The sequence below is a fragment of the Amycolatopsis heterodermiae genome (genome assembly GCF_034929455.1).
GTDB classification, from domain to species: Bacteria; Actinomycetota; Actinomycetes; order Mycobacteriales; family Pseudonocardiaceae; genus Amycolatopsis; species Amycolatopsis heterodermiae.
In genome coordinates, this window is sequence record NZ_JAYFSI010000002.1 from 523,152 (window position 1) to 546,036 (window position 22,885).

Consider the following 22,885-nt stretch of genomic DNA (forward strand, 5'->3'; position numbering starts at 1 on the left):
AAGCGGATTCCGTTGTGTGGCCGGGCACCGTTGACTCGGGGACGTCCGGTTGGCCATGCTGGCCGCATGCGGGCGGTCGTCGTCGGTGGCGGGATCGGTGGGCTCGTCGCGGCCGTCGCCCTGCGGCGGCGGGGGTGGACGGCCACTGTGGTCGAGAGCGCGGCGAAGTTCGGCGAAGTGGGTGCCGGGGTGCAGCTAGGCCCGAACGCCACCAGGGTGCTGGCCCGGCTGGGGCTCGACGAGGAGCTCGCGAAGGTCGCGGTGACACCGGAAGTGGTGCGGTTCTGCCGGTGGGACGACGACGCCGTGCTGACCGAATGGCCCGTGAAGCGGCGGATGCGCGAGCGGTTCGGCGCGCCGTACTACACGCTCTACCGGCCCGACCTGATCGAGGTGCTGGCCCGTGCGCAGCCCGCCGATCAGCTGCTGCTCGGCGCGCGGGTGACCGGGATGACCGCCGGTGCCGACGGCGCGACCGTGTCCACTGTGGACGGACGGCGCCTGGAGGCGGACCTGGTGCTCGGCTGCGACGGCATCCATTCCACCGTCCGGTCCGCCACTGTCGGCGACGTCCCGGCCCGGTTCTCCGGCATGTGCGCCTACCGCGCGCTGGTCCCCGCCGACGGCACCGAGACGAAGGTGCGCATCTGGCTCGGCCCCGGCCGGCACCTGGTCGCCTACTCCGTCGGGCGTTACCTCAACCTGGTGGGCGTGGTCCCGGCAGCGGACTGGCGGACCGAGTCCTGGATCGCACCCGGCGACGCCGACGACCTGCGCCGTCACTACGCGGGCTGGTCGGCGACGGTGGCCGGGCTGCTGGACCGGGTGGACGGCCCGGTCTACCGGTGGGCCCTGTACGACCGCGAGCCACTGCCCGAGTGGGTCGGGCAGACGACCGCCCTGCTCGGCGACGCGTGCCACCCGATGCTCCCGTTCCTCGCCCAGGGCGCCGCGCAGGCCATCGAGGACGCAGGGGTCCTCGCGGAATGCCTGGAGGATCACGATGTTCCGGCGGCGCTGGAGCGATATCAACGGCTGCGCCTGCCCAAGGCGTCCCGAATCCAGCGAATGTCCTGGGACAACAACACGGCCTACCACCTACCGGACGGCCCGGAGCAGCACTCCCGCGACGAGGCAATGCGTCGGGGGGAGGCGTTCGCACTGGACGCGGTCAGCTGGATCTTCGAGGAAACCGGGTCGGTCGGCTGATCGCTGAATGCCGGCCAGGTGCTCCGCCGGGTCGGACACTGCCGCTGACCTCATTGCGGTGACCCCGGTTCCGGCCGCACCGAGGCGTTGTGGCCGCTGTTCACAGCATTGCTCGCGGGCACTGCACCGGATCCGATCCCGCGGCCGGATCTTGCCGGAGCCAGCCTTCGGACCTGCACCGACACGTCGGGCGAGCGCATGGGTCAGCCGTCGGAGGCCAATGCTGCGGCTTCGGGGCTGTGGAGCCACTCGGCGTAACTCGGCCCGAGGATCGTCGCGCCCGCCCCGGGTAGGAGGCCGTTCTCGGCGATGCCGGTCACCGTGTGGTCGTCGGTTCGCAGCTCCAGTCCCAGGCCGAAGTGGTCGACGAAGGCGCGGGCGAGGTCCAGCACCTCGGCCGGCTCGGGGCCCGCGATGTCGGGCGTGCGGCCCTGCGCGGGGCGCTCGGCGACCTCGACGAGCGCCGCGGCCACCGCTGTCGCGGCCACCGTCTGGACGCGCAGGCCGAACACCGTGGCCTGGCCGCCGTCGCGGGTGCGGCCCACCAGCTGCCCGGGGAACTCGTGGAAGTGGGTCGCGCGCACGATCGTCGCGGGGACCGGTCCCGCACCCGCCGCGCGCTCGTGCGCCTCCTTCGCGCGGAAATAGCCGAAACCCGTGTCGTCGATCCCCACGACCGACAGGGTCACGATGTGCCGCACCCCCCGCTCGGCGCCGGCGCGCTGCAGGTTGGCCGCGGCAGTCGTGAAGTACCGCCGGGCCGGCTCCTCGTCCAGGGACGTGGAGTTGCTGACGTCGACCACGGCGTCGACGCCGTCCAGCGCGGCGCTCAAGCCGTCGCCGGTGAGATCGACGCTTTCCAGCGCCACCACCGTGTGGCCGCGCCCGCGAGCCGCCTCGGCGACGTGCGGGCCCACCAGTTCGTCCGCTCCAGCCACCGCGATACGCACGGATCAACGGTAAACAGCCGCGCCGGCCGACGCAACCACGCTGCGAGCGGGCGGCCGGTCCCGCACGATGAAAGCAGGAGGGACTCATGGAAAGCTTGCTCGATCTCTTCGCGGCCCGGGTTGCCGAGACCCCCGACGCCACCGCTCTCGTCTTCGCGGGCGAGCGCATGACGTTCACGCAGCTGGACCGCGAGGCCAACCGGGTCGCCCAGTACGTCGCCGGGCGGGGCCTGGGGCCCGAGGACCTGGTGGGGCTGCGGATGGACCGCGGGTTCGAGATGGCGGTCGGCGCGCTCGGCGTCCTCAAGTCCGGTGCGGCCTGCCTGCCGCTCGATCCGGTGTACCCGTCCGACCTCGTGGCCTGGATGGGCGCGGACGCGGGCGTCTCCCTCGTGCTCACCAACACCACCGAAGTCGCGGAAGACGTACGGCTCGGCGACGCCGTGGCCGGACAGCCCGAGCACGCCCCGGACGTCGAGCTGCGGCCCGGGAACCTCGCCTACGTCATGTACACCTCGGGCTCGTCGGGCAAGCCCAAGCCGGTGGGCGTCGAGCACCGCCACCTCGCGCACGTCTTCGCGGCGTGGGACGAGCTGTTCCGGCTGCGCGAGGAGCCGCTGACCTTCGTCTCCGTCATCGGGATCGGGTCGACCTCTTCTTCGCCGACCTGCTGCGCTCGGTGTTCGCCGGCGGGACGATGGTCATCGCGACCCACGAGGCGGTGGCCGACCCGGCCGAGCTGCTCGCCGAGTTCCGCCGTCACGGCGGCGACGCGACCGAACTGGTCCCCAGCCAGGCGAAGGCCCTCGGCCGCGCGGGGGAGCTGCCCGCCATGCGGCTGATGTCGGTCGGCTCGGAGGGCTGGCCCGCGGCCGACTTCCGCGAGCTCGCCGGGCGGCTGCCCCCGGATTCGGTGGTGCTCAACGCCTACGGCCTCACCGAGACCACCGTCGACTCCCTCCTGCTGCGCCCGGACGCCGACGTGCTCGGCGACGCCGCGATCGTGCCGCTCGGCACGCCGATACCCCGCGTCCACGCCCACGTTCTCGACGCCCGGCTCCGGCCGGTCGAGCCGGGCGGGATCGGCGAGCTCTACATCGGCGGTGCGGGCGTGGCCCGCGGGTACCGCGACCGGCCCGCGCTGACCGCGTCGCTGTTCGTCGCCGACCCGTTCGCCGCGGGTGCGCGGATGTACCGCACGGGCGACGTCGTGCGGGTCCGCGCCGACGGCAATTACGACTACCTCGGCCGCAGCACCGACCAGATCGAGCAGCAGGGGCAGCGGGTGGAGCTCGGCGCGATCGAGGACGCGCTGCTGCGCGAGCCGGGGGTAGTCCGCGCCGCCGCCGCGCTGCGCGACGGGCGGGTGATCGGCTACGTCGTGGGCCCCGCCGACGCCGGACCCGTGCGGTCCGCGCTCGCCGGGCAGCTGCCCGCGCACCTGGTCCCGCACCGGGTGCTCGTCCTCGACCGGATGCCGTTGCTGCCCAACGGGAAGCTGAACCGCCGCGCGCTGCCTGCGCCCGAAGGGTGACGTCGTCACGGCGTCAGGTAGCAGGACTTCGCGACTCCGTTCAGCGGGTCGGTGGCGAACGCCGTGGTGGTGCACGGGGTTCCGCCGGTGAAGGTGCGGTAGACGAACGCTCCCCGTGCGCCGTAGGCGACCGTGCGCTGGCCGGTGAAGCTGCACGTGGCGCCTTCGCCGGCGCACGACGTGGTGTAGCCGGGCGGGCTGCCGCCGGTGGTGTAGCACGCCTTGGCCTCGCCCGGAATCGGGTCGCCGCCGAAGGAACCGTTGGCGCAGCTGGTGGTGCCCGTGGCCGTGGCGTACCGGAACGCGCCGTACGCGCCGTAGGCGATCGGCTGGCCGGCGGCCGCGGCACACGAGCCGCCCTCGCCCGCGCACTGGCTCCAGCCGCCCGCGGGCGGTCCGGCCGACGCGATGTAGCACGACTTCGCGACGTTGCCGATCGGATCGCCGAAGACGCCGTTGGTGCACGGGGTGCCGGCGCTGAACACCCGGTAGGCGAACGCGCCGTTCGCGCCGTAGGCGATGCTGCGGCCGTAGCCGGTGAAGGAGCAGGTGCCGTTTTCGGCCGCGCACGCCGTGTACCCGGCGGGGCCGCCGAGCGGTGCCACGTAACAGGACTTGGCGAGGTTCGCGGCCGGGTCGGTGCCGAACGCGTCGTTCGTGCAGGCGGTCGCCGAGGTCGCGGTCTTGAACGTGTAGGTCCCGGCTCCGTAGGCGACGCTGCGGGTGCCGGTGAAGGAGCACTGCCCGCTTTCCGTGGCGCAGTGGGTGAAACCGGCCGGGAGACCACCGGAGGTGCCGAGCGGGGGAGGGCTGGGGTTGCCGAGCCCGCTGGCGGTCAGATCGTAGGTGCCCGGTGCGACGCCGGTGAGGTAGACGTAGTCGCCGTCCTGCGACGCGGCGCCGATTCCCGGGCGGGGCGTGAAGGTGCCGCCGCTCCACACCACCGCGCCGTTGACGGAGACCGAGATGTTCGCGCCACCGAGCTTGGGCACGCCGATCCGGCCGGTCGTCCCGGCGGGGCTGACGAGGTGCGCGGTGTAGGTGCCGGCGCCGGGGTTGCGGGACCAGGATCCGTTCACCGGCCCCTGCGGCAGCGTGATGCGGCCTTCGGCGCTGGTCAGGTCACCGGGGTGCGGCACGAACCGGTACTGGCCGGCCTGGGGTTCCGGTGCGGTGCCCAGCACCTCGAAGGTGAGTGCGGAGGTCGGGCCGCTCGACCAGCCGTGCGACAGGCTCATGAACGGCCCGCCGTAGGCCGGGCTGCCGTCGGCGTTGATGCCCTCCCAGAACGTGCTCTTCGTGCCGACCGGGCTGTCCAGCATGTAGCCCCAGGTCCGGCGGATCTGGGCCAGGGCGGTGAAATCGTCGTTGGCCGCGAAGTGCGCCTGCACCTCCATGCCGCCGGAGAAGGGGTGCACCCCGCCGCCCCACTCGGGGGTCGTGGCCCCGAAGGCGTTCCAGCGGGTGCTCAGGGCCCGGACGACGGTGGTGGCCTTCGACGGCGAGTCGGTCAGGCCGTACCAGACCGCGAGCGAGTTGCCGTCCTGCGGATAGAGGCTGCTGTTCGGGTTGTCGCGGTACATGCCGGCACCGGAGTCCCAGAGCCGGGCGTTCGCCGCGGCCTTCAGCGCGGCGGCCTTGTTCGTGTAGGTGGCGGCCAAACCGCTGTCACCCTTGACGGCCGCGAGGGCGGCACCACCGGTCAGCGCGGCGTAGAGCAGCGCGTTCGCCTCGATGTTCTCGCCACCCTGGCCGGAGCGCGCCCAGTCCTGGGTCGCGGTCACGTTGAGCAGGTTGGCGGAGTCGATCTTGCCGAGGATGAACTGCATCCCGCGGGTGTAGTTCGACCACACCGAGTCGAGCCAGGAACGGTCGGCGGAATAGGTGTAGTACAACGACGTGCCGAGCAGCGTCCACGTGTGGTAGGTGTCCGAGCCCTTGAGGTTGAACACGGGGCCGGACCAGGGGATTTCGCCGTTGGCGGCCTGCGCGCCGTACATGGTCGACAGCGCGTTCCGGGTCGCTTCGAGCTCGTTCATCGACGCGTAGGCCGTCGGGACGGAGATGCCGAGGTCGCCGGGCCAGACGGTCCGGTCGCGTTTGGCGCCGTCCACGAGGACGGAGTTGCCCACCCCGACCACGGCGCTGTTGTCCCATTCGGACGCCGGGGGTGGCCAGGCCCGGCCCTGGTTGCTCGCGATGATGTTGGTCTGCACGGTGTAGGCGCCCGCGTACCAGATCCGGTTGAGCAAGGGGTCGCTGGAGGAGAAGTAGTTCGCGTACGCCGCGGGGTTCGTCTTGCCCGGCGCGGGGGTGAAGGCCAGCGACACGCCGGTGAGGTCCGCCCAGCCCGCGGTGCTCAGGAAGACCGTCAGGTACCGGAAACCGCCGCGCAGCCGCGCCGTCGGCATCACGTAGGTGCCGTTGGCGGTGGCGTCCCCGAAGAGCGCGCCGTCGGCGTTGCCGCCGCTGCTGGCGTCGCTCGTCCGTCCGATGTAGAGGGACGACTCGGTGAACGCGAGCCCGACCCGCTGCCCGCCGCTGGTCGCGCCGAACGAGAGCGTGGCGATCCCGCCGACCTCCTTGCCGAAGTCGAGGGTGATCGACGCGTTCGTCCCGGACAGCCGGGTCGCCTGCCCGGACAGGACGTTCTGCGGGCCGGTCACCGAGCCGGCCGTGCCCTGGACGGCGACCGGGCGCACCGTCCGGGACGTCGGCGAGAGGTTCGGCAGGTCGAGCGCCGCCGCGAGCGAGGGTGGGGAGCCCGTCCGGGCCTCCAGGGGTGGTGCCGCCAGGAGAACCAGGAGCAGGGCACCCACCAGAGCGGCGGAACGCATGACGACCTCCACGATTGCAACGTTTCAATCCCGGGCTGCGACAGGTCCTCGAAAAATGTGGGGAAGATTGGTCTAGACGTTTTTGGTCACGCCAGGGTGCTCTCCGGCCCTGGTTCTGTCAATGCCCGCGCGGGCCCTGGGTCATGATGGGTGGACGGCCGCACCGCAGAGAGGAAGTCGTCATGGACGGGCTCACCGAGGAGGAAGAGGCGATCGTCGCCCTGGTGGGGGCGTTCGTCGACCGCGAGGTCCGGCCCGTCGCGCAGGAGCTGGACCACGGCAACGTCTACCCGGAGAAGCTCATCGAGCAGATGAAGGAGATGGGCGTCTTCGGGCTCGCGATCCCGGAGCCGTGGGGCGAGGCGCACGTGTCAGCGCGGTGCTACGCCGCCGTCACCGAAGAGCTGGCCCGCGGCTGGATGAGCCTGGCCGGCGCGATGGGCGGGCACACCGTCGTCGCGAAGCTCCTGCTCGAGCACGGGACGCCGGAGCAGAAGGACGCCTACCTGCCGAAGCTGGCGACCGGCGAGATCCGCGCGACGATGGCCCTGACCGAGCCCGGCGGCGGCTCCGACCTGCAGGCCCTGCGGACCACCGCGCGCCGTGACGGTGACGCCTACGTCGTCGACGGCTCGAAGACGTGGATCACCAACGCCCGCCGCTCGCAGCTTGTCGCCCTGCTGTGCAAGACCGATCCCGCGGCCGAGCCGGCCCACAGTGGCATCAGCATCCTGCTCGCCGAGCCCGGCCCCGGCTTCCACGTCTCGCGTGACCTGCCGAAGCTCGGCTACAAGGGCGTCGAGAGCTGCGAACTCGCCTTCGACGGCTTCCGCGTCCCGGTGACGGCGTTGCTCGGCGGCGAGGAGGGCCGCGGCTTCGCGCAGATGATGCGCGGGCTGGAGATCGGCCGGATCCAGGTCGCGAGCCGGGCCCTGGGGGTCGGGCGCGCCGCTCTCGAGGACTCCCTGCGTTACGCCCAGGAGCGGGAGAGCTTCGGCAAGCCGATCTGGCAGCACCAGTCCGTCGGCAACCTGCTCGCCGACATGGCCACCAAGCTCGAGGCCGCGCGGCAGCTGGTGCACCACGCCGCCCGGCGTTACGACTCGGGGGAGCGTGCGGACATGGAGGCCGGCATGGCCAAGCTGTTCGCGTCCGAGGCGGCCATGGAGATCGCGCTCGACGCCGTCCGGATCCACGGCGGGTACGGCTATTCCACCGAGTTCGACGTCGAGCGCTACTTCCGCGACGCGCCGCTGATGATCGTCGGTGAGGGCACGAACGAGATCCAGCGGAACGTCATCGCGCGGCAGCTGGTCAAGCGCCACCCGATCCAGTCCTGAGGCGGGGGAGAAGCATGGAGTTGATCCAGCCGGAACCGGCGGAGGCGCTCGCCGCGCTGCTCGGCGTGCCGCTGCCGGACGTCGAGGCGGGGCTTCCGCTGCTGTGGCACTGGGTGTACCTGCTGGACCGGCCCGCGCAGGCGGACCTCGGCCCGGACGGCCACCCGGTGCGCGGCGGCGTGCTGGCCCCGCCGGGCCCGGGACGGCGGCGCATGTGGGCGGGCGGCCGGGTCCGGACGACCGGGGCGCTGCGGTGCGGTGAACCCGCCACCCGGCATTCGGAAGTCCTGTCCACCACGGAGAAACACGGCCGGTCGGGTGCGCTGACGTTCGTCGTCGTGGCCCACCGGATCCGGCAGCGCGGGCAGGTGGTGGTCGACGAACGGCAGGACCTCGTCTACCGCGCAGGGTCGGCTTTGGCTCTGTCCGACGACGGCCCGGAGATCCCGCCCGCCGAGGGCGAGTGGGCGCTCGACGTGACGCCGACGCTGCTGTTCCGCTTCTCCGCCTTGACCTACAACGCGCACCGCATCCACTACGACCGCGACTACAGCCGTGACGTCGAGGGGTATCCCGGCCTGCTCACCCACGGCCCGCTCCAGGCCCTGGCCATGGCGGAAGCCGCCCGGGCGCAGGGCGCCGCCGGTGACTTGGACTTCGAATACCGGCTGGTGTCGCCGCTGTTCGACCACCAGGGGCTGATCGCCCGGGCGGACGGCGCGACGACGTCGGTCCGCGACCGCCACGGGCGGCAGACCGCGACGGGGACGCTGAACCTGGGAGAACGGCACCCTGGTTCGGCGGCGGCGGATCGGTGACGCTGGAGCCATGACCGACGAACACGCTCCCCTCACCGGGATGTGGGTGACCGCCGACGGCCACATCCGCCAGGAACTGCGGCCGGACGGCCGCTACGACGAGGCCCGCGGCACCAGGAAGAGCGCCTACACCGGCAGCTACACCGCGACGGGCAACCACATCGACTACGCCGACGACACGGGCTTCACCGCGACCGGCGACATCCGCGACGGCGTGCTGTACCACGAGCACCTGGTCCTCTACCGCGAGGACAGCTGAGGCCTCACGACGCGAGTACGTCGATGCGGCTGCCGGCCACCGAACGTCAGCCGCCGAAGCCGGCTAGTGGGTTCTCGTCGCACGCCCGTTCCGGCGGGCGCCGCACGCCGATCGTCACCGGGACCGGGCGGCGGCGGTGCGAGTGGTCCAGCGACGGCTTCGGCACGCTCGTGACCCCGGCCAGGGCCGGCTCACCGTGGCCGCGTACGCATTCCGGGTCCGGGCCGTCCAGCGGCAGCCCGGTGAAGAACTTGGCCGCCATGCAGCCGCCGCGGCAGGCGTCGAACGCCGAGCACGACGTGCACGCGCCGCCGCTCTGCGGGCTGCGCAGCTCCGTGAACAGCTCGGACTCCCGCCAGACGCTCGTGAAACCGGCGTCGCGGATGTTGCCGGCCAGGAACGTGTCGTGGATGGCGAACGGGCAGGCGTAGACGTCGCCGACCGGGTCGACCAGGCACACCACCCGCCCGGCGCCGCACAGGTTCAGCCCGGGCAGCCCACCCTCGCCGTACCCGGCGAGGTGGAAGAACGAGTCGCCGGTGAGGACGTTCTCGCCGTGCGCGACCAGCCAGTCGTACAACGAGCGCTGCTGCGCGGCGGTGGGGTGCAGCTCGTCCCAGACGTCCGCGCCGCGCCCGGACGGACGCAGCCGCGTCAGCCGCAGCTGGGCGTCGTAGCGGTCGGCGATGGCCTTGAATTCGTCGAGCTGGCCCGCGTTCTGCCGGGTGACCACGACGGAGATCTTGAACCCGCGGAAGCCCGCCGCGGCCAGGTTGTCCATCGCGCGGATCGCCGTGGCGTACGAGCCGGGGCCGCGGACGTGGTCGTTGACCTCGGCGGTGGCGCCGTCCAGGGAGATCTGGACGTCCACGTAGTCACTGCCGGCCAGCCGCCGGGCCACCTCGGGGGTGATCTTGACGCCGTTGGTGGAGAACTTGACGCCGACGTGGTGCGCGGTGGCGTAGTCCACCAGCTCCCAGAAGTCCGGGCGCACGGTCGGCTCACCACCGCCGATGTTGACGTAGAAGACCTGCATCCGCTCGAAATCGTCGATCAGCGCTTTGCACTCCACTGTGGACAGCTCCCGCGGATCCCGCCGTCCCGACGAGGAAAGGCAGTGCACGCAGGACAAGTTGCAGGCGTAGGTGAGCTCCCAGGTGAGGCAGATTGGCGCGTCGAGGCCGTACCGGAATTCGTCCACAAGGGACATCACACGCTCCTCGGCTGGATCATCCGTGACTCGGCCAGAGCGGCCAGCGCGGCGCGGTAGCGGGGCAGCTCACCGGGACCGACGCCGGCTTCGGCACACGCCGAGCGGGCGGTCGGCTGGTCGGTGAGCCCGCGGACCACGGCCAGCAGGGTCGGGCTCTTCAGGAAGGACAGGCGGCGGGTGCCGAAGTGGTAGAGCAGGGCGCCGAACCGTTCCGGCCGGATCGAGACCCGGTCGTCGAGGCGCCACGCGCTGTCCAGGTCGAACGCCGCCCGCGGCTCAGTAGACACCGCACATGCCGTCGATCGAGACCTCTTCCACGAGCAGCTCTTCGGCGACGGGGGTTTCGGCGGCGTCGGCGTCGGCTTCGGTCGCGGGGATGGTCTTCTCGGTCATCGTGACTCCTTCGGCACGGGCTGAGCAGGACACGCGAGATTCGTCACCGTGTGCCGAATAGAGTAATGGCACGTGGTGTCATAATCAAGGCGCGGTGGCGGCCGTGCCCCTCATGCCCCTCGTGTCCTCGCCCGGCTACCCGCCGAGGGTGACGTGGAAGAGCTTCTCGTCGCTGTTGTCGGGGATGCTGTCCTTGTCGCCGTTGTTGGTCGTGGTCAGCCACAGGCCGCCGTCGGGTGCGGGTTCGACCGTGCGCAGGCGGCCGTAGGTGCCGTTGAAGTACGCCTGGACGTTCGTCAGGTCGCTGCCGCTGATCACCTCGCGGTACATCCGGGTCCCGCGCTCGCAGGCGACGTAGAGCACGTCGCGGACGATGGCGATGCCGGAGCAGGAGCCGTCCGCGGTGGAGTACGTCCGCTTGGGCGCGATGAACCCGGCGGTGCCGCACGTCCCGGACGTGCCCTCGCAGGCGGGCCAGCCGTAGTTGCCGCCCTTGGTGATCAGGTTGGTCTCGTCCATCACCGCGTTGCCGAACTCCTGCTCCCACAGCCGGCCCTGGGAGTCGAACGCCAGCCCCTGCGGGTTGCGGTGGCCGTAGCTCCACACCGGGTTGCCGAACGGGTTGTCCGAGGGCACCGTGCCGTCCGGGTTGAGGCGCAGGACCTTGCCGTTGAGGCTGGCCTTGTTCTGCGCGTTGTCGCCGTTCTGGGCGTCGCCGGTGCTGGCGTAGAGCTTGCCGTCGGGGCCGAAGCGCAGCCGGCCGCCGTTGTGGAACTTGTTGCGCAGCAAGCCACTGAGCAGGACCTGTTCCGTACTGGTGGTGAGCTTGTCGTTCTCCAGCTTGATCCGCACGATCCGGTTGTCGGACGGCGACGTGTGCATGATGTAGAGCCAGTGGTCACTGGCGAACGTGGACGGGATGGCGAGGCCGAGCAGCCCGCCCTCGCCGTCGGTGTTGTCCACGCCGGGGACCGTGCCCACGCTGGTCTTGGCCCCGGTGGCGGGGTTCAGGTGGACGATGTCGTGGGCGTCGCGCCGGCTGTAGAGGATCGTGCCGTCCGGCAGGGTCACCAGGCCCCACGGGATGTCGGTGTCGGTCGCGATCTGCGTCACCGCGCACACGGAGTCGCCGCAGGCCGCGCCGGTCGTCACGGTCGTGGACGCGCTCGGTGAGGACACGTTCGCCTGGGCGTCACGCGCGACGACGTAGTACGTGTAGCTCGTGTTCGCCGCCAGGCCGCTGTCGACGAAGGTGGTCGCGGGCGGCGCGGTGGCGGTCCCGGTGACCGCGCCGACCTTGGCGCCGCCGCGGTAGACGTCGTACGCCCGGACGCCGATGTTGTCCGTGGCCGCGGTCCAGTTCAGGGTCACCGTCGTGCCGGACGCGCGGCCGGTCAGGCCGGTCGGCGCGCTCGGCGCCTGGGTGTCCGGCTGGCACTGCGGCGGCGTGATCGGCACCGTGGTGCTGGCCTGCGAGACGTTGCCCGCGGCGTCCCGCGCGTTGACGTACAGGCCCCAGGTCACCCCGCCGACCACGGTGAGGCTCGTCGACAGGGTGCTCCCGCTCACCGACTTCATCAGCTGGCCGTCGTGGTAGACGTCGTAGAACGCGACGCCCACGTTGTCGGTGGACGCGTTCCACGAGAACGTCACGGCGTCGCAGACCAGGTCGCTGACCCGCGGGTTGCCCGGCACGCTCGGCGGCTGGGTGTCGCCCAGCGAGGTCCGCCACTGCTGGTTGCCCCCGCCGTTGCAGGTGTACAACCCGACGAGGGTGCTGTTCGCGGTGCCCGCCCCGGTGACGTCCAGGCAGAGCCCGGACTGCACGCCGGTGATGGTGCCGTCGGCGTTGATCCGCCACTTCTGGTTGCCGCCGCCGTTGCAGGTGTAGATCTGCGCGTCGGCCGGGGAGGTGGTGCTCGCGCCGGCGACGTCGAGGCACATCGTGCCGTCGTACACCCGCAGCTCGCCGGCCGAGGTGAACGTCCACGCCTGGTTGGCCTGGCCGATGCAGTCGTAGATGTTGACGCGCGTCTTGGCCGCGGTGCTGTTGCCGACGACGTCCAGGCAGCGCCCGGAGGCCACGCCGACCACGGTCGAGCCGGTGGCGGCGGTCGCGGTGGTGGCGGTGGGCGCGACCAGTGCGGCGGCGGCGATCACCGCCGTCAGGACGCCGAGGCGCAGTCTGCGACGGACGTTCGAGGAGAACATTCTCCTACCTTTCACGGGGGGATCGGCCGGAGACGGCAGGGAAGGGCGGAGTGCCGCACCACTGTCGTGGGCCCGCGACACGACGTCAAGACTTGTCCGCCTGCTTGTCCGGTTGGTCGGCTGTTGTCGTTGTACGGTGTGTCATATATCAGATCGGACTCTGGGAGGCCTGGTGGAACTCACCCGTCGGCAGGCTCTGGCGATCAGCGCGGCCGGCGTGGCCGCGGCGGGATGGCCGACGTCCGGGGTGGCTTCCGGTGCCGTGCTCCCGGGGCCGGTGACCGAGACGATGCTGCTCACCGGCGCCGACGCCGACCACACCGTCGACTGGGACTTCCAGGTCACCGCCGGCCGGCGTGCGGGGGAGCAGGCCACGATCCCGACGCCGTCGAACTGGGAGTGCCACGGCTTCGGCAGCTACCACTACGGCGGAGATCTCGTCCCGGCGGAGAAGGGCAACTACCGGCACTCGTTCACACCGCCGTCGTCCTGGGCCGGCCGCCGGATCTTCCTGGTGTTCGAGGCGGCCATGACCGACGCCGACGTGCGGGTCAACGGCGTCTCGGCGGGGCCGGTCCACCAGGGCGGCTTCTACCGCTTCCGCTACGACGTGACGGCCCTGCTGCGGCTCGGCGAGGCGAACCTCCTCGAGGCGACCGTCAGCAAGGAGTCGGCCGACAACTCGGTGAACGACGCCGAGCGCCGGGGCGACTTCTGGAACTTCGGCGGGATCTTCCGGCCGGTCTTCCTGCAGGCCTACCCGGCCGCCCGGATCGACCGCGTCGCGATCGACGCCCGCGCCGACGGCACCTTCACGGCCCAGGTCGCGCTCGCCGGGGTGACCGCGGCGGCCCGGGTGACCGCGCAGCTGCGGCGACTCGACGGCACGGCCGTCGGCGGCGCCTTCTCGGTCGCCGTGGCGAGCGGCGCCACCGGCGCGACCCTGACGACCACCGCGACCCAGCCACCCCTGTGGACGGCCGAAACGCCGAACCTGCACCAGGTCGAGCTGACGCTCGCGAGCACCGCCGGGACTCCGCTGCACAGCACGGTCGAGCGCTTCGGCTTCCGCACGGTCGAGGTCCGGGCCGGTGACGGCGTCTACGTCAACGGGAAGCGGATCGTCCTCAAAGGAGCGAACCGGCACACCTTCTGGCCGACGTCGGGCCGGGCGTCCAGCCCGCGCCTCGCCCGGCTCGACATCGGGCTGATGAAGGACATGAACATGAACGCCGTCCGGATGTCGCACTACCCGCCGGACGGGTTCTTCCTCGACCTCTGCGACGAGCTCGGGCTCTACGTCCTCGACGAGCTGACCGGCTGGCAGCGCGACTACGACGAGGGTGTCGGGGCGCCGCTGGTCAAGGCCCTGGTCGAGCGCGACGTCAACCACCCGTCGATCCTGTTCTGGGACAACGGCAACGAAGGCGGCTGGAACACCGCGCTGGACGACGACTTCGGGCTTTACGACCCGCAGCGGCGGGCGGTGCTGCACCCGTGGACGACGTTCGGCGGCGTCGACACCAGCCACTACCAGACCTACAGCAGCACCGCGAGCAAGGCCGCCGGCACCACGGTCTTCATGCCGACCGAGTTCCTGCACGGTCTTTACGACGGCGGCGCCGGGGCCGGCCTGAACGACTACTGGAAGCTCATGGGCGGCGCCCAGCGCTCGGCGGGCGGGTTCATCTGGGCGCTCGTCGACGAAAGCGTCGCGCGGGACGACCGCGGCGGCGCCCTCGACACCAACGGCAGCCGCGCCCCCGACGGGATCCTCGGCCCGTACCGGGAGAAGGAAGGCAGCTTCTTCACGATCAAGGACATCTGGTCGCCGGTCCAGCTGGCCAGCCCGGGCTACTACGACTCGACGTTTCCGGCGTCGTTCGACAAGACCGTGAAGCTGGTCAACCGGTACGACTTCACGAACCTCCGCGAATGCCGGTTCGCCTGGCAGCTGCTGGCCTTCCCCGCGCCCGGCGCGAGCCCCGGCCACCAGGTCCTGTCCCAGGGCGAGGCCGCCGCACCGGACGTCGCCCCGGGCGCCACCGGCGCCGTGACGCTCGGCCTGCCCGCCGACTGGACCGGCGCCGACGCGCTGCGGCTGAGCGTGACCGACCGGACCGGCCGGGACGTCACCTCTTGGACGTGGCGCATCCGCAAGGCGCCGGACTTCGCCGCGCGCCTGGTCAAGCCGGCGACCACGGGCGGCGTCACCGCGGCCGAGACCGCCGCCGACGTCACGCTCGTCGCCGGCGCCACTCGGGTCACCGTCAGCAAGTCCAGCGGACGCCTGACCGGCGTGCGCCGCGGCAGCACGCCGGTGTCGCTGGCCAACGGACCCGCCCCGGCGGGCGGAACGGCCACGCTCACCGCGTTCAGCCACTTCCGCGACGGCACCGGCTGGGTCGTGCAGGCCGACTACAGCGGCGACCTGACGTCCGTGCGCTGGCGCCTGGACGCCAACGGCTGGCTGCGGCTGGAGTACCGCTACCGCGCCACCGGCGACCACGACCACCTCGGCGTGAACTTCGACTACCCCGAGGGGTACGTCCGGGGCCTCACCTGGCTCGGGGACGGGCCGTACCGCGTCTACAAGAACCGCCTGCGTGGCGTGTCTCCCGACGTCTGGAGCAAGCCCTACAACAACACCGCGACCGGCGCGAGCGGGTTCGGCTACCCGGAGTTCAAGGGCTACCACGCGCGGACCTGCTGGGCGGTGCTGGACACGACCGAGGGCGCGGTCACGGTGGTCGCCGCGGAGGAGGGCCTGTTCCTGCGGCTGTTCACCCCGGCGGTGGGACCCGACCCGCAGAACGCCGTGGTCACCTACCCGGCGGGCGGTATCTCGCTGCTGGACGGCATCGCGCCGATCGGCAACAAGTTCCACGGCGTCGCGTCGCTGGGCCCGGAGAGCCGGCCGAACGCCGCCACCGGCGACTACCACCGCACGGTGTACTTCCGCTTCGACGCCTAGCGCGGGATCGTCCAGGATCTGGAACCCGGGGACCGCACGTTGACCGGGCTCGGCCCGGCTTCCTAAAGTCGACGACGTCAGCGGAAGGCGCTCCGGAACGCGGGGGCCTTTCTTCCCCGTTCTTTTCCGGAACAGGTACCGTCATGCCCGAATCCGTCTGGGTCGCCCAGTCAGATCCGCGGGTCCGGCCGTTGCTCGCGGACCTGGCCCGTGAATACTCGGCGCGTTATCAGCGCGTCCTCAACGACGTCCACTTCGAACTCCGGGAATACCCGGCGGCTCGCTTTTCCGCGCCCGAAGGCGGGTTGCTGCTGCTGGTGACGGGGGCGCAGGCCGTCGCGGGTGGTGCGTTCCAGCGCTACGACGGGGAAACCGCCGAGCTCAAGCGGATCTGGACGGACCGCGCGCACCGCGGTCACGGGCTCGGACGCCGCGTCGTGGCCGAGCTGGAAGCCGAAGCCGCCTGCCGCGGTTACACCCGGATCCACCTGACCACCGGGCCGAAGCAGCCGGAAGCCCGCAGGCTCTACCTGGCCGCGGGCTACACGCCGCACTTCGACGTCGACGCCGTCCCGGCCACGCGGTTGCGGTTCTCGAAAGCGCTTCCCGCCGCGGTGAGCGCGCGGTGACCAGCGACGTCGGGACCCGGCCCGCGCCACTCGCGGCGCCGGAGGAGTCACTGAAGATCGTGCCCGCGCGGCACCCGCTGACCTGGCTGGCCGCCGCCGTCGTCGCGGTGCTGGTCGCGATGGCGGGCCACGCGCTGGTGACCAACAAGGCCTTCGACTGGCCCACCTTCGCGAAGTACCTGTTCCAGCGATCGATCCTCGACGCCGTCGCGCTCACCCTGGAATTGACGGCGTTCGGCGTGGTCGCCGGATTCCTGATCGGCACCGTCGTGGCGGTCATGCGCATTTCCCGGAATCCGCTGCTGCGCGCGGTCGGCTGGACCTACACGTGGATCTTCCGGTCGGTCCCGCTCATTCTGCAGCTCCTTTTCTGGTACAACCTCGCGATCCTCTACAACGAGATCTCCTTCGGCGTGCCGTTCGGGCCGTCGTTCTTCTCGGTCGGCACTATGAGCCTCATCCCGCCGTTCCTGGCGGCCGGGCTCGGGCTGGCGCTGCACCAGGGGGCGTACGCCGCGGAGATCGTGCGAGCCGGGTTCCTGTCGGTCGACGCGGGCCAGCGTGAGGCGGCCGCCGCGCTGGGCATCCCGGCCGGGCGGCAGTTCCGCCGGATCGTGCTGCCGCAGGCGATGCGCACCATCGTGCCGACCGCGGCCAACGAGATCATCGGCATGGTCAAGGGCACGTCGGTGGTGTACGTGATGGCCCTGCCGGAGCTGTTCTACCAGGTCCAGGTGATCTACACGCGCAGCGGCCGGGTGATCCCGCTGCTGCTCGTCGCGACAGCGTGGTACCTCGCACTGACCACCGTGCTCTCGATCGGGCAGTTCTACGTCGAGCGCCACTTCGCCCGCGGTGCCCTCCGCACGCTGCCGCCGACGCCGGTGCAGCGGCTACGCGCCGCCTGGAGGCGCGCATGACCGGCTACATGGTGGACGTCCGCGGCGTGCACAAGAGCTTCGGCGCGCTCACCGTGCTCGACGGCGTGGACCTGCAGGTGCGCGCGGGTGAGGTGACCGTGCTGCTCGGGCCGTCCGGCTCGGGGAAGTCGACGCTGCTGCGCCTGATCAACCACCTCGAACGCGCCGACCGCGGGTTCATCAGCGTCGGCGGCGAGCTGATGGGCTACCGCCGGGCGGGCGACCGGCTGCACGAGCTCAAGGAACGCGAGATCCTCAAGCAGCGCACCCGGATCGGGTTCGTCTTCCAGAACTTCAACCTGTTCGGGCACCTGACCGCGCTGGAGAACGTCGTCGAGGCCCCCGTTTCGGCGCAACGACGTCCGCGCGCCGAAGCCGAGGCCCGGGCCCGGGACCTGCTCGACCGGGTGGGCCTGGCCGACAAGGCGGGGGAGTACCCGCGGCGGCTGTCGGGCGGCCAGCAGCAGCGGGTCGCGATCGCCCGGGCGCTGGCCCTCGAGCCGGATGTGCTGCTCTTCGACGAACCGACGTCCGCGCTCGACCCCGAACTCGTCGGCGAGGTCCTCGCCGTCATCCGCGACCTCGCCCGAGGTGGCACGACGATGGTCGTCGTCACCCACGAGCTGGGCTTCGCCCGGGAGGTCGCCGACACCGTCGTGTTCCTCGACGGCGGCCGCGTCGTCGAACAGGGCCCGCCCTCGGCCGTCCTCGACCACCCCCAGCACGCCCGGACCCGGGCCTTCGTCGACAAAGTCCTTTGAGTCCGTTGAGGAGAACCATGAGACTGCGGGCCATCCTGCTCGCTTCGGTGCTGACGCTCGCCGCGTGCGGCAGCCCCGAAGCGGCGACCGAAGCCCCGGCGAAGGCGGGCGGGGTGAACATCACCGCGCAGCAGAACCGCGTCCGGGCCGACAAGGTCGACACGATCGCCGCGCTGGTCCCCGCCGCGATCCGGGCCCGGGGAACGCTGGTCGTCGGCACCACCGGCAACGGCACCCCGCCGCTGTCGTTCCGCGCGGACGACGACAAGACGATCATCGGCGTCGAGCCGGACATCGCCTCGCTCGTGGCCGACGTCCTCGGCCTGAAGCTCGACCTGCAGGCGACGTCGTGGGAGAACCTGTTCCTGTCCGTCGAAAACGGGCAGTACGACACGGGGTTCTCGAACATCACCGTGACCGAGGAGCGCAAGGACAAGTACGACTTCGCCAGCTACCGCAAGGACACGCTGGCCTTCGAGGTGCGGGCCGACAAGAACCTCGCCGTGCGGGAGGCGAAGGACATCGCCGGGCTCACCGTCGGCGTCGGCGCCGGGACCAACCAGGAGCAGATCCTGCTGCGCTGGGACGAGCAGAACAAGGCGGCGGGCCTCGCGCCGGTGAAGTTCCAGTACTACAACAACACCTCCGACTACTACCTGGCGCTGCAGTCCGGCCGCATCGACGTCTACGTCGGCCCGAACCCGACGTCGGCCTACCACGTGGCGGTCGAGGGCGCGACGAAGATCGTGGGCAGCATCTCCGGCGGCGGCCAGATCCCGGCGGACATCGCGGCGATGACCAAGAAGGGCAACGGCTTGGTGACCGCCCTGCAGCAGGCGCTGCAGACGTTGATCACCGACGGCAAGTACGCCGAGGTGCTCAAGCGCTGGAACCTGGCCTCGGAAGCACTCCCGGCGTCCCAGGTGAACCCGCAGGGCCTGCCCCGCAAGTGATCCGGCGTCAGCGGCGGCCGGTTTTCTCTTCGCCGATGGTCATCAATCTTGCGAAATGCGACGCTGTTGATGACTCGTTTGAGGAGGAATCTGATGAGAACCGTCGAAATCTTGCCAACGATCACTGACTTGCTGCCGGGACAGGCGCACGGCAAGGCGTGTGCCTGCTGCGGGCGGAAATTCTCCCAGGTTCGGACGCGTCGGGAGCATGTGGGTTTCTCGGATACCGGATCGAAGGTCTATGCGTGTGCGACCTGTCCCGGAGCCGATCGACCGTATACCCTTCGCCAGCCGTGGTGCCGTGCGGACAAGCGACCGGCCCTTCTGGTTCGCCGACACGACACGGCCGCGAACATCGTGCACGCCAAGATCGTGCGAGTGGAGCCCAGTGGCCAAGCCACGTCTTCGACGCGGGCATTGATCTACTTCAATCCCAGAAGCCGGCGGGCGTTCGAGCTGACCGCCGCTCGAACGGAAAGCCTGGGGCAGTGGCTCCTCTCACTAAGCGCGGACGTCAGTCGCGTCGATGCCGAGGAGCGGCGGGAAAATTCCACGGATGAGCAACCAAAGGTGACGATCCGAGGCAGCAACGTGCGATCACTGCAGGAGCGAAGAGATAGGCGTAGCGTATCCGAAGCTCCAACGCTCGATCTGAAGCTCAAGGTAGCGACGGAATACGAAGGTGAGCTTGTCGACTCTTTAACTACGGCGTTTCTTGACCTCGAGAAGAAGTTCGGAACACGCGCGCTGTTCATCGGGATGGACAGCTACTTCAGTGCCGACGCAGCGCCCACGGCTCGAGCACGCCGCGCGGTACCTGAGTACTTCCGCCGTATAGACCGGGTCCTGCTCAGCGTGGGCATCACTCCACCGAGAAAGCCCGAGTCCAGACCGTTCCCGGCACCGCCTCCTCGTACCCGTGGCTGATCATTTCGTGACCGGATCGGTTTCGGCTCTGGGTGAGCCCGGTCAGCGGCGGCCGGTGGCCAGGATGACGAGGAACTGGCCGCCGCCCGGTTCGACGTTCGCGGTCACCGGCATGCCCGGCACCAGCCGGGAGAACCGGTCCACCAGCCAGTCCGCCGTCTCTTGGGCGTCCTGTTTGGTCGGGCAGCGGCCGACCATCTCGCGGCCGCCCTTGCGTTCCAGGCGGCCGGCCACGGTGATCAGCGGCGCGGGCTCGGCCACGTGCAGGCGGTCCGGCCAGGCGATGACCACCTTGACCGCACCCTTGCGGGTGTTGCAGCCGCGGTGCGCGAGCCGCTCGGGCACCTTGGCCTTGCGGTCGGCGGTGCGGCTGTCGACGCTGGGCCCGCGCGAGTCGTTCACCGACATGCCGGGGTCGACCGGTTCGTCGCACACCCAGCAGCGCCAGCCGTCGCGCTCGGCGACGTCATCGAGGAGGCTCATCCGGGTAACCTAGCCTGCCGCGGAACACGCGCGCCCGGCCGGGAGTTGAGCGTGGCATGAGTCAACTCGTGGACCGTACGATCACCGCCCTGCGCGCCGAGCACGACACGCTCGCCGCCCTCGTCAGCACCCTCACCGACGACCAGCTGGCCGCGACCAGCGGTGCTTCGGAGTGGACCGTCGCCCAGGCCCTTTCCCACCTCGGCAGCGGCGCGGAAATCGGCTACGCGCCCATCGCCAAGGCCGCGGGGGAGGACGTGACGCCCGAAGACAACCCGACGATCTGGGCCCGCTGGGACGGGTCCGCGCCGCGCGCGCAGGCCGAGGGCTTCCTGGAGCACAACGCCCGCTGGCTCGAGCTGGTCGAGGCGTTCACGCCCGAGCAGCGCTCGTCGCTGACCGTCGACCTCGGCTTCCTGCCGGAGCCGGTCCCGCTGCTCACCGCCGTGGGCATGCGGCTCAGCGAGGTGGCCAACCACTCGTGGGACGTGCGCGTGGCCTTCGACCCCGAAGCCGGGGTGGACGCCGGTTCGGCCGACGTGCTGGTCGAGCACATGTCCGGCCCCCTCGGTTTCATGCTGGGCTTCCTCGCGAAGCCGGCCGAGCTCGCGGACCCGGCGTCGGTAGCGGTCCCGGGCGGTGCGCTGGTGATCGACGACGCGGTGACCGTGGTGGACCACCTCGAGTCGCCGTCCGCGACGTTCAACGGGCCGGCCGAGGCGTTCATCCGCCTGGTCAGCGGCCGGCTCAAGGCGCCGTACGACAAGGGCGTCACGGTCGAGGGCACCGTTTCGCTCGACGACCTGCGCCGGGTGTTCCCCGGCTTCTAACCCAGCGACGCGCTCGCCGCCCGCAGGTCGTCGAGGGCCGCCAGCGTGTACGGCGCGAGGTCGCCCGCGCTGTCACGGTCGGCTTCGGACCACTCGGCGTAACCCCGCTTGAACGCCAGGACGCCCAGCTCGCCCGCGAGCTGGGCGACCGGGCCGGGCACCCCGCGGGCGGCGAGGGCGGTCGTCATGGCGGCCGCCAGCCCGACGCTCTTGAGGGCGTCCCGCTCCTGGAGCTCGGTGCTGGCGGCGACGGCCGCCTTCAGCCGGGGACCGAGGTCGTGGTTCATCGGGCCCATCGTGCTCGACGCGCGTTCGAGGCCGGCCGCGACCGCTTCGAGCGGGCTGGCCTCCGGCGGCGCCTCGGCGATCCCCTCGGCGAGCAGGAGGCTCAGCGCCTCCTGGCCGGCGACCAGCAGGTCGCGCTTGTCGGGGAAGTAGCGGAAGAACGTGCTCCGCGTGACACCGGCCTGCTCGGCGATCTGCGCGACCGTCGTGGCGTCGTACCCCTGCTCGGTGAAGAGGTCGACGGCGGCCAGGACGAGCCGTTCACGCGCCCCGGGTTCCCATCGTGCCATGCTGCGATCATAGGTGACGGGACTAGTGTCTCATCACTCTGGTAGCGTGATGAGACACTAGTCCCATCACGTTCCAGGGAGTGTTCCATGGATGTTTTCGTCACCGGTGGCACCGGGCTGGTCGGCTCCGCCGTCGTCGCGGAGCTGCTCGGCCACGGCCACACCGCGGTGGTCCTCGCCCGCTCCGACGCGTCCGCGGCGGCCGCGGAGAAGGCCGGCTCCAAGACGCTGAGGGGTGATCTCGCCGACCTGGACACCCTTCGCGCCGGCGCCGCCGCGGCCGACGGCGTGATCCACCTGGCGTTCAGCAACGACTTCAGCAGCGCCGAGGCGGTCGCGCAGTCGGTCGCCGAGGAAAGCGCGGCCATCGCGGCGCTGGGGGAGGAGCTCGTCGGCAGCGACCGTCCGTTCGTCACCGTCTCGGGGACACCGTGGGTGCCGGGCCGCGCGTCCACCGAAACCGACCCGTCGCCGACCGACGGGCCGGTCGGCGGCCGCGGCCGGGCCGTCATGGCCGCCCTCGACCTGGCCTCGCGCGGGGTCCGGAGCTCGGCCGTGCGCCTGCCGCGCACCGTCCACAACGAGGGTGACGGCGGTTTCGCGGGCCTGCTGACCCGGATCGCGCGCCAGTCCGGCGTGTCCGGCTACCCGGGCGACGGCGCCCAGCGCTGGCCGGCCGTGCACGCCCTCGACGCGGCCGTCCTGTTCCGGCTGGCCCTGGAGCAGGCCCCGGCCGGAACCGCCTGGCACGCGGTCGCCGACGAGGGCGACGCGGTGCGGGACATCGCGGCGGTCATCGGCCGCCGCCTGGGCCTGCCGGTCGAGTCCGTGCCCGAGGAGAACTTCGGCCCGCTGGGCCCGATCTTCGCGATGGACCAGCCGTCGTCCAGCGCCCACACCCGGGAAGCGCTCGGCTGGGAGCCGAAGCACCCGAGCCTGCTGGAGGACCTGGAGAACATCCGGCCCTGACGCGCGTCGAGGACCACGGCCACCGCGCTCACGGGCGCGGTGGCCGTGCTGTCTAGCCGGTCAGGCAGTGCCGCACGCGCACCGGCTGTGAAAGGCCCTG

General features: G+C 71.3%; 21 protein-coding genes and 1 pseudogene. 14 read left to right on the forward strand and 8 right to left on the reverse strand.

All coding sequences use genetic code 11. The annotated features are described in order from the left end of the window. Positions 1 to 66 precede the first annotated feature (66 nt). The gene (locus VA596_RS12820; protein ID WP_323326547.1) at positions 67 to 1,209 is read left to right on the forward strand and encodes an FAD-dependent monooxygenase; all 1,143 of its coding nucleotides are present in this window, start codon (positions 67 to 69) and stop codon (positions 1,207 to 1,209) included. Positions 1,210 to 1,412: 203 nt separating this feature from the next. Here the strand turns inward: VA596_RS12820 and VA596_RS12825 are convergent, their stop codons facing one another. Next, positions 1,413 to 2,159 (reverse strand): SDR family oxidoreductase, encoded by a 747-nt coding sequence (locus VA596_RS12825; RefSeq protein ID WP_323326549.1) that lies wholly within the window; start codon positions 2,157 to 2,159, stop codon positions 1,413 to 1,415. Positions 2,160 to 2,245: 86 nt separating this feature from the next. Between VA596_RS12825 and VA596_RS12830 the strand changes: the two are divergent. Next, a pseudogene (locus tag VA596_RS12830) lies at positions 2,246 to 2,749 on the forward strand (AMP-binding protein); the annotation flags it as partial. Positions 2,750 to 2,856: 107 nt separating this feature from the next. Beyond that, positions 2,857 to 3,693, forward strand: coding sequence for an AMP-binding protein (locus tag VA596_RS12835; protein WP_323326551.1), 837 nt, complete (start codon positions 2,857 to 2,859; stop codon positions 3,691 to 3,693). Positions 3,694 to 3,698: 5 nt separating this feature from the next. On the opposite strand, the gene VA596_RS12840 is transcribed toward VA596_RS12835, so the two are convergent. Then, complete coding sequence (locus VA596_RS12840; RefSeq protein WP_323326553.1) at positions 3,699 to 6,530, reverse strand: alpha-L-rhamnosidase-related protein; 2,832 nt, start codon at positions 6,528 to 6,530, stop codon at positions 3,699 to 3,701. Between the two features lie 182 nt (positions 6,531 to 6,712). On the opposite strand from VA596_RS12840, the gene VA596_RS12845 reads away from it, so the two are divergent. From VA596_RS12845 to VA596_RS12855, 3 genes are read left to right on the forward strand one after another with little or no spacing between them, the layout of a single operon-like run. Further along, a complete protein-coding gene (locus VA596_RS12845) occupies positions 6,713 to 7,870 on the forward strand; it encodes an acyl-CoA dehydrogenase family protein (RefSeq protein ID WP_323326555.1) in 1,158 nt (385 codons plus the stop codon). Between the two features lie 14 nt (positions 7,871 to 7,884). Then, positions 7,885 to 8,688 (forward strand): HTD2 family dehydratase, encoded by an 804-nt coding sequence (locus VA596_RS12850; RefSeq protein ID WP_323326557.1) that lies wholly within the window; start codon positions 7,885 to 7,887, stop codon positions 8,686 to 8,688. 10 nt (positions 8,689 to 8,698) lie between these two features. Next, a complete protein-coding gene (locus VA596_RS12855; protein WP_323326559.1) occupies positions 8,699 to 8,947 on the forward strand; it encodes an Atu4866 domain-containing protein in 249 nt (82 codons plus the stop codon). 46 nt (positions 8,948 to 8,993) lie between these two features. Here the strand turns inward: VA596_RS12855 and mftC are convergent, their stop codons facing one another. The 4 genes from mftC to VA596_RS12875 form a co-directional block, all read right to left on the reverse strand. Beyond that, complete coding sequence (gene mftC, locus VA596_RS12860; RefSeq protein WP_323326561.1) at positions 8,994 to 10,157, reverse strand: mycofactocin radical SAM maturase; 1,164 nt, start codon at positions 10,155 to 10,157, stop codon at positions 8,994 to 8,996. Beyond that, positions 10,157 to 10,447, reverse strand: a complete 291-nt coding sequence (gene mftB, locus VA596_RS12865) for a mycofactocin biosynthesis chaperone MftB (RefSeq protein ID WP_323326563.1) — start codon at positions 10,445 to 10,447, stop codon at positions 10,157 to 10,159. Before mftB ends, mftC begins: the two co-directional genes overlap by 1 nt. Beyond that, complete coding sequence (gene mftA / locus VA596_RS12870; RefSeq protein ID WP_323326565.1) at positions 10,437 to 10,553, reverse strand: mycofactocin precursor MftA; 117 nt, start codon at positions 10,551 to 10,553, stop codon at positions 10,437 to 10,439. The genes mftB and mftA overlap by 11 nt, the downstream gene beginning before the upstream one ends. A 135-nt stretch (positions 10,554 to 10,688) precedes the next feature. Next, entirely contained in the window at positions 10,689 to 12,764 is a 2,076-nt protein-coding gene (locus VA596_RS12875; protein ID WP_323326567.1) for a PQQ-dependent sugar dehydrogenase, read from the reverse strand. Between the two features lie 172 nt (positions 12,765 to 12,936). On the opposite strand from VA596_RS12875, the gene VA596_RS12880 reads away from it, so the two are divergent. The 6 genes from VA596_RS12880 to VA596_RS12905 all read left to right on the forward strand — a co-directional run bounded on the left by VA596_RS12880 (position 12,937) and on the right by VA596_RS12905 (position 19,928). Next, positions 12,937 to 15,738, forward strand: a complete 2,802-nt coding sequence (locus VA596_RS12880; protein ID WP_323326569.1) for a glycoside hydrolase family 2 TIM barrel-domain containing protein — start codon at positions 12,937 to 12,939, stop codon at positions 15,736 to 15,738. A 143-nt stretch (positions 15,739 to 15,881) separates the two neighbouring features. Beyond that, positions 15,882 to 16,367 (forward strand): GNAT family N-acetyltransferase, encoded by a 486-nt coding sequence (locus VA596_RS12885; protein ID WP_323326571.1) that lies wholly within the window; start codon positions 15,882 to 15,884, stop codon positions 16,365 to 16,367. Beyond that, positions 16,364 to 17,287 (forward strand): amino acid ABC transporter permease, encoded by a 924-nt coding sequence (locus VA596_RS12890; RefSeq protein ID WP_323326573.1) that lies wholly within the window; start codon positions 16,364 to 16,366, stop codon positions 17,285 to 17,287. The genes VA596_RS12885 and VA596_RS12890 overlap by 4 nt, the downstream gene beginning before the upstream one ends. Then, positions 17,284 to 18,048 carry an amino acid ABC transporter ATP-binding protein gene (locus tag VA596_RS12895; protein ID WP_323326575.1) on the forward strand — a complete coding sequence of 255 codons (765 nt, stop codon included), beginning with the start codon at positions 17,284 to 17,286 and terminating at the stop codon, positions 18,046 to 18,048. The genes VA596_RS12890 and VA596_RS12895 overlap by 4 nt, the downstream gene beginning before the upstream one ends. 17 nt (positions 18,049 to 18,065) lie before the next feature. Continuing rightward, a complete protein-coding gene (locus tag VA596_RS12900) occupies positions 18,066 to 19,001 on the forward strand; it encodes an ABC transporter substrate-binding protein (RefSeq protein WP_323326577.1) in 936 nt (311 codons plus the stop codon). Positions 19,002 to 19,094: 93 nt separating this feature from the next. Then, positions 19,095 to 19,928, forward strand: a complete 834-nt coding sequence (locus VA596_RS12905) for a hypothetical protein (RefSeq protein ID WP_323326579.1) — start codon at positions 19,095 to 19,097, stop codon at positions 19,926 to 19,928. Positions 19,929 to 19,970: 42 nt separating this feature from the next. On the opposite strand, the gene VA596_RS12910 is transcribed toward VA596_RS12905, so the two are convergent. Beyond that, positions 19,971 to 20,411 carry a hypothetical protein gene (locus tag VA596_RS12910; protein ID WP_323326581.1) on the reverse strand — a complete coding sequence of 147 codons (441 nt, stop codon included), beginning with the start codon at positions 20,409 to 20,411 and terminating at the stop codon, positions 19,971 to 19,973. A gap of 68 nt (positions 20,412 to 20,479) precedes the next feature. Between VA596_RS12910 and VA596_RS12915 the strand changes: the two genes are divergently transcribed. After that, the gene (locus tag VA596_RS12915; RefSeq protein ID WP_323326583.1) at positions 20,480 to 21,241 is read left to right on the forward strand and encodes a maleylpyruvate isomerase family mycothiol-dependent enzyme; all 762 of its coding nucleotides are present in this window, start codon (positions 20,480 to 20,482) and stop codon (positions 21,239 to 21,241) included. Here VA596_RS12915 and VA596_RS12920 read toward each other — a convergent pair. Further along, positions 21,238 to 21,816 (reverse strand): TetR/AcrR family transcriptional regulator, encoded by a 579-nt coding sequence (locus tag VA596_RS12920; RefSeq protein WP_323326585.1) that lies wholly within the window; start codon positions 21,814 to 21,816, stop codon positions 21,238 to 21,240. The genes VA596_RS12915 and VA596_RS12920 overlap by 4 nt on opposite strands. Before the next feature lie 87 nt (positions 21,817 to 21,903). Here VA596_RS12920 and VA596_RS12925 point away from each other — a divergent pair, with 87 nt between their 5' ends. Continuing rightward, positions 21,904 to 22,785 (forward strand): SDR family oxidoreductase, encoded by an 882-nt coding sequence (locus VA596_RS12925; RefSeq protein ID WP_323326587.1) that lies wholly within the window; start codon positions 21,904 to 21,906, stop codon positions 22,783 to 22,785. The last annotated feature ends 100 nt before the right edge of the window (positions 22,786 to 22,885 follow it).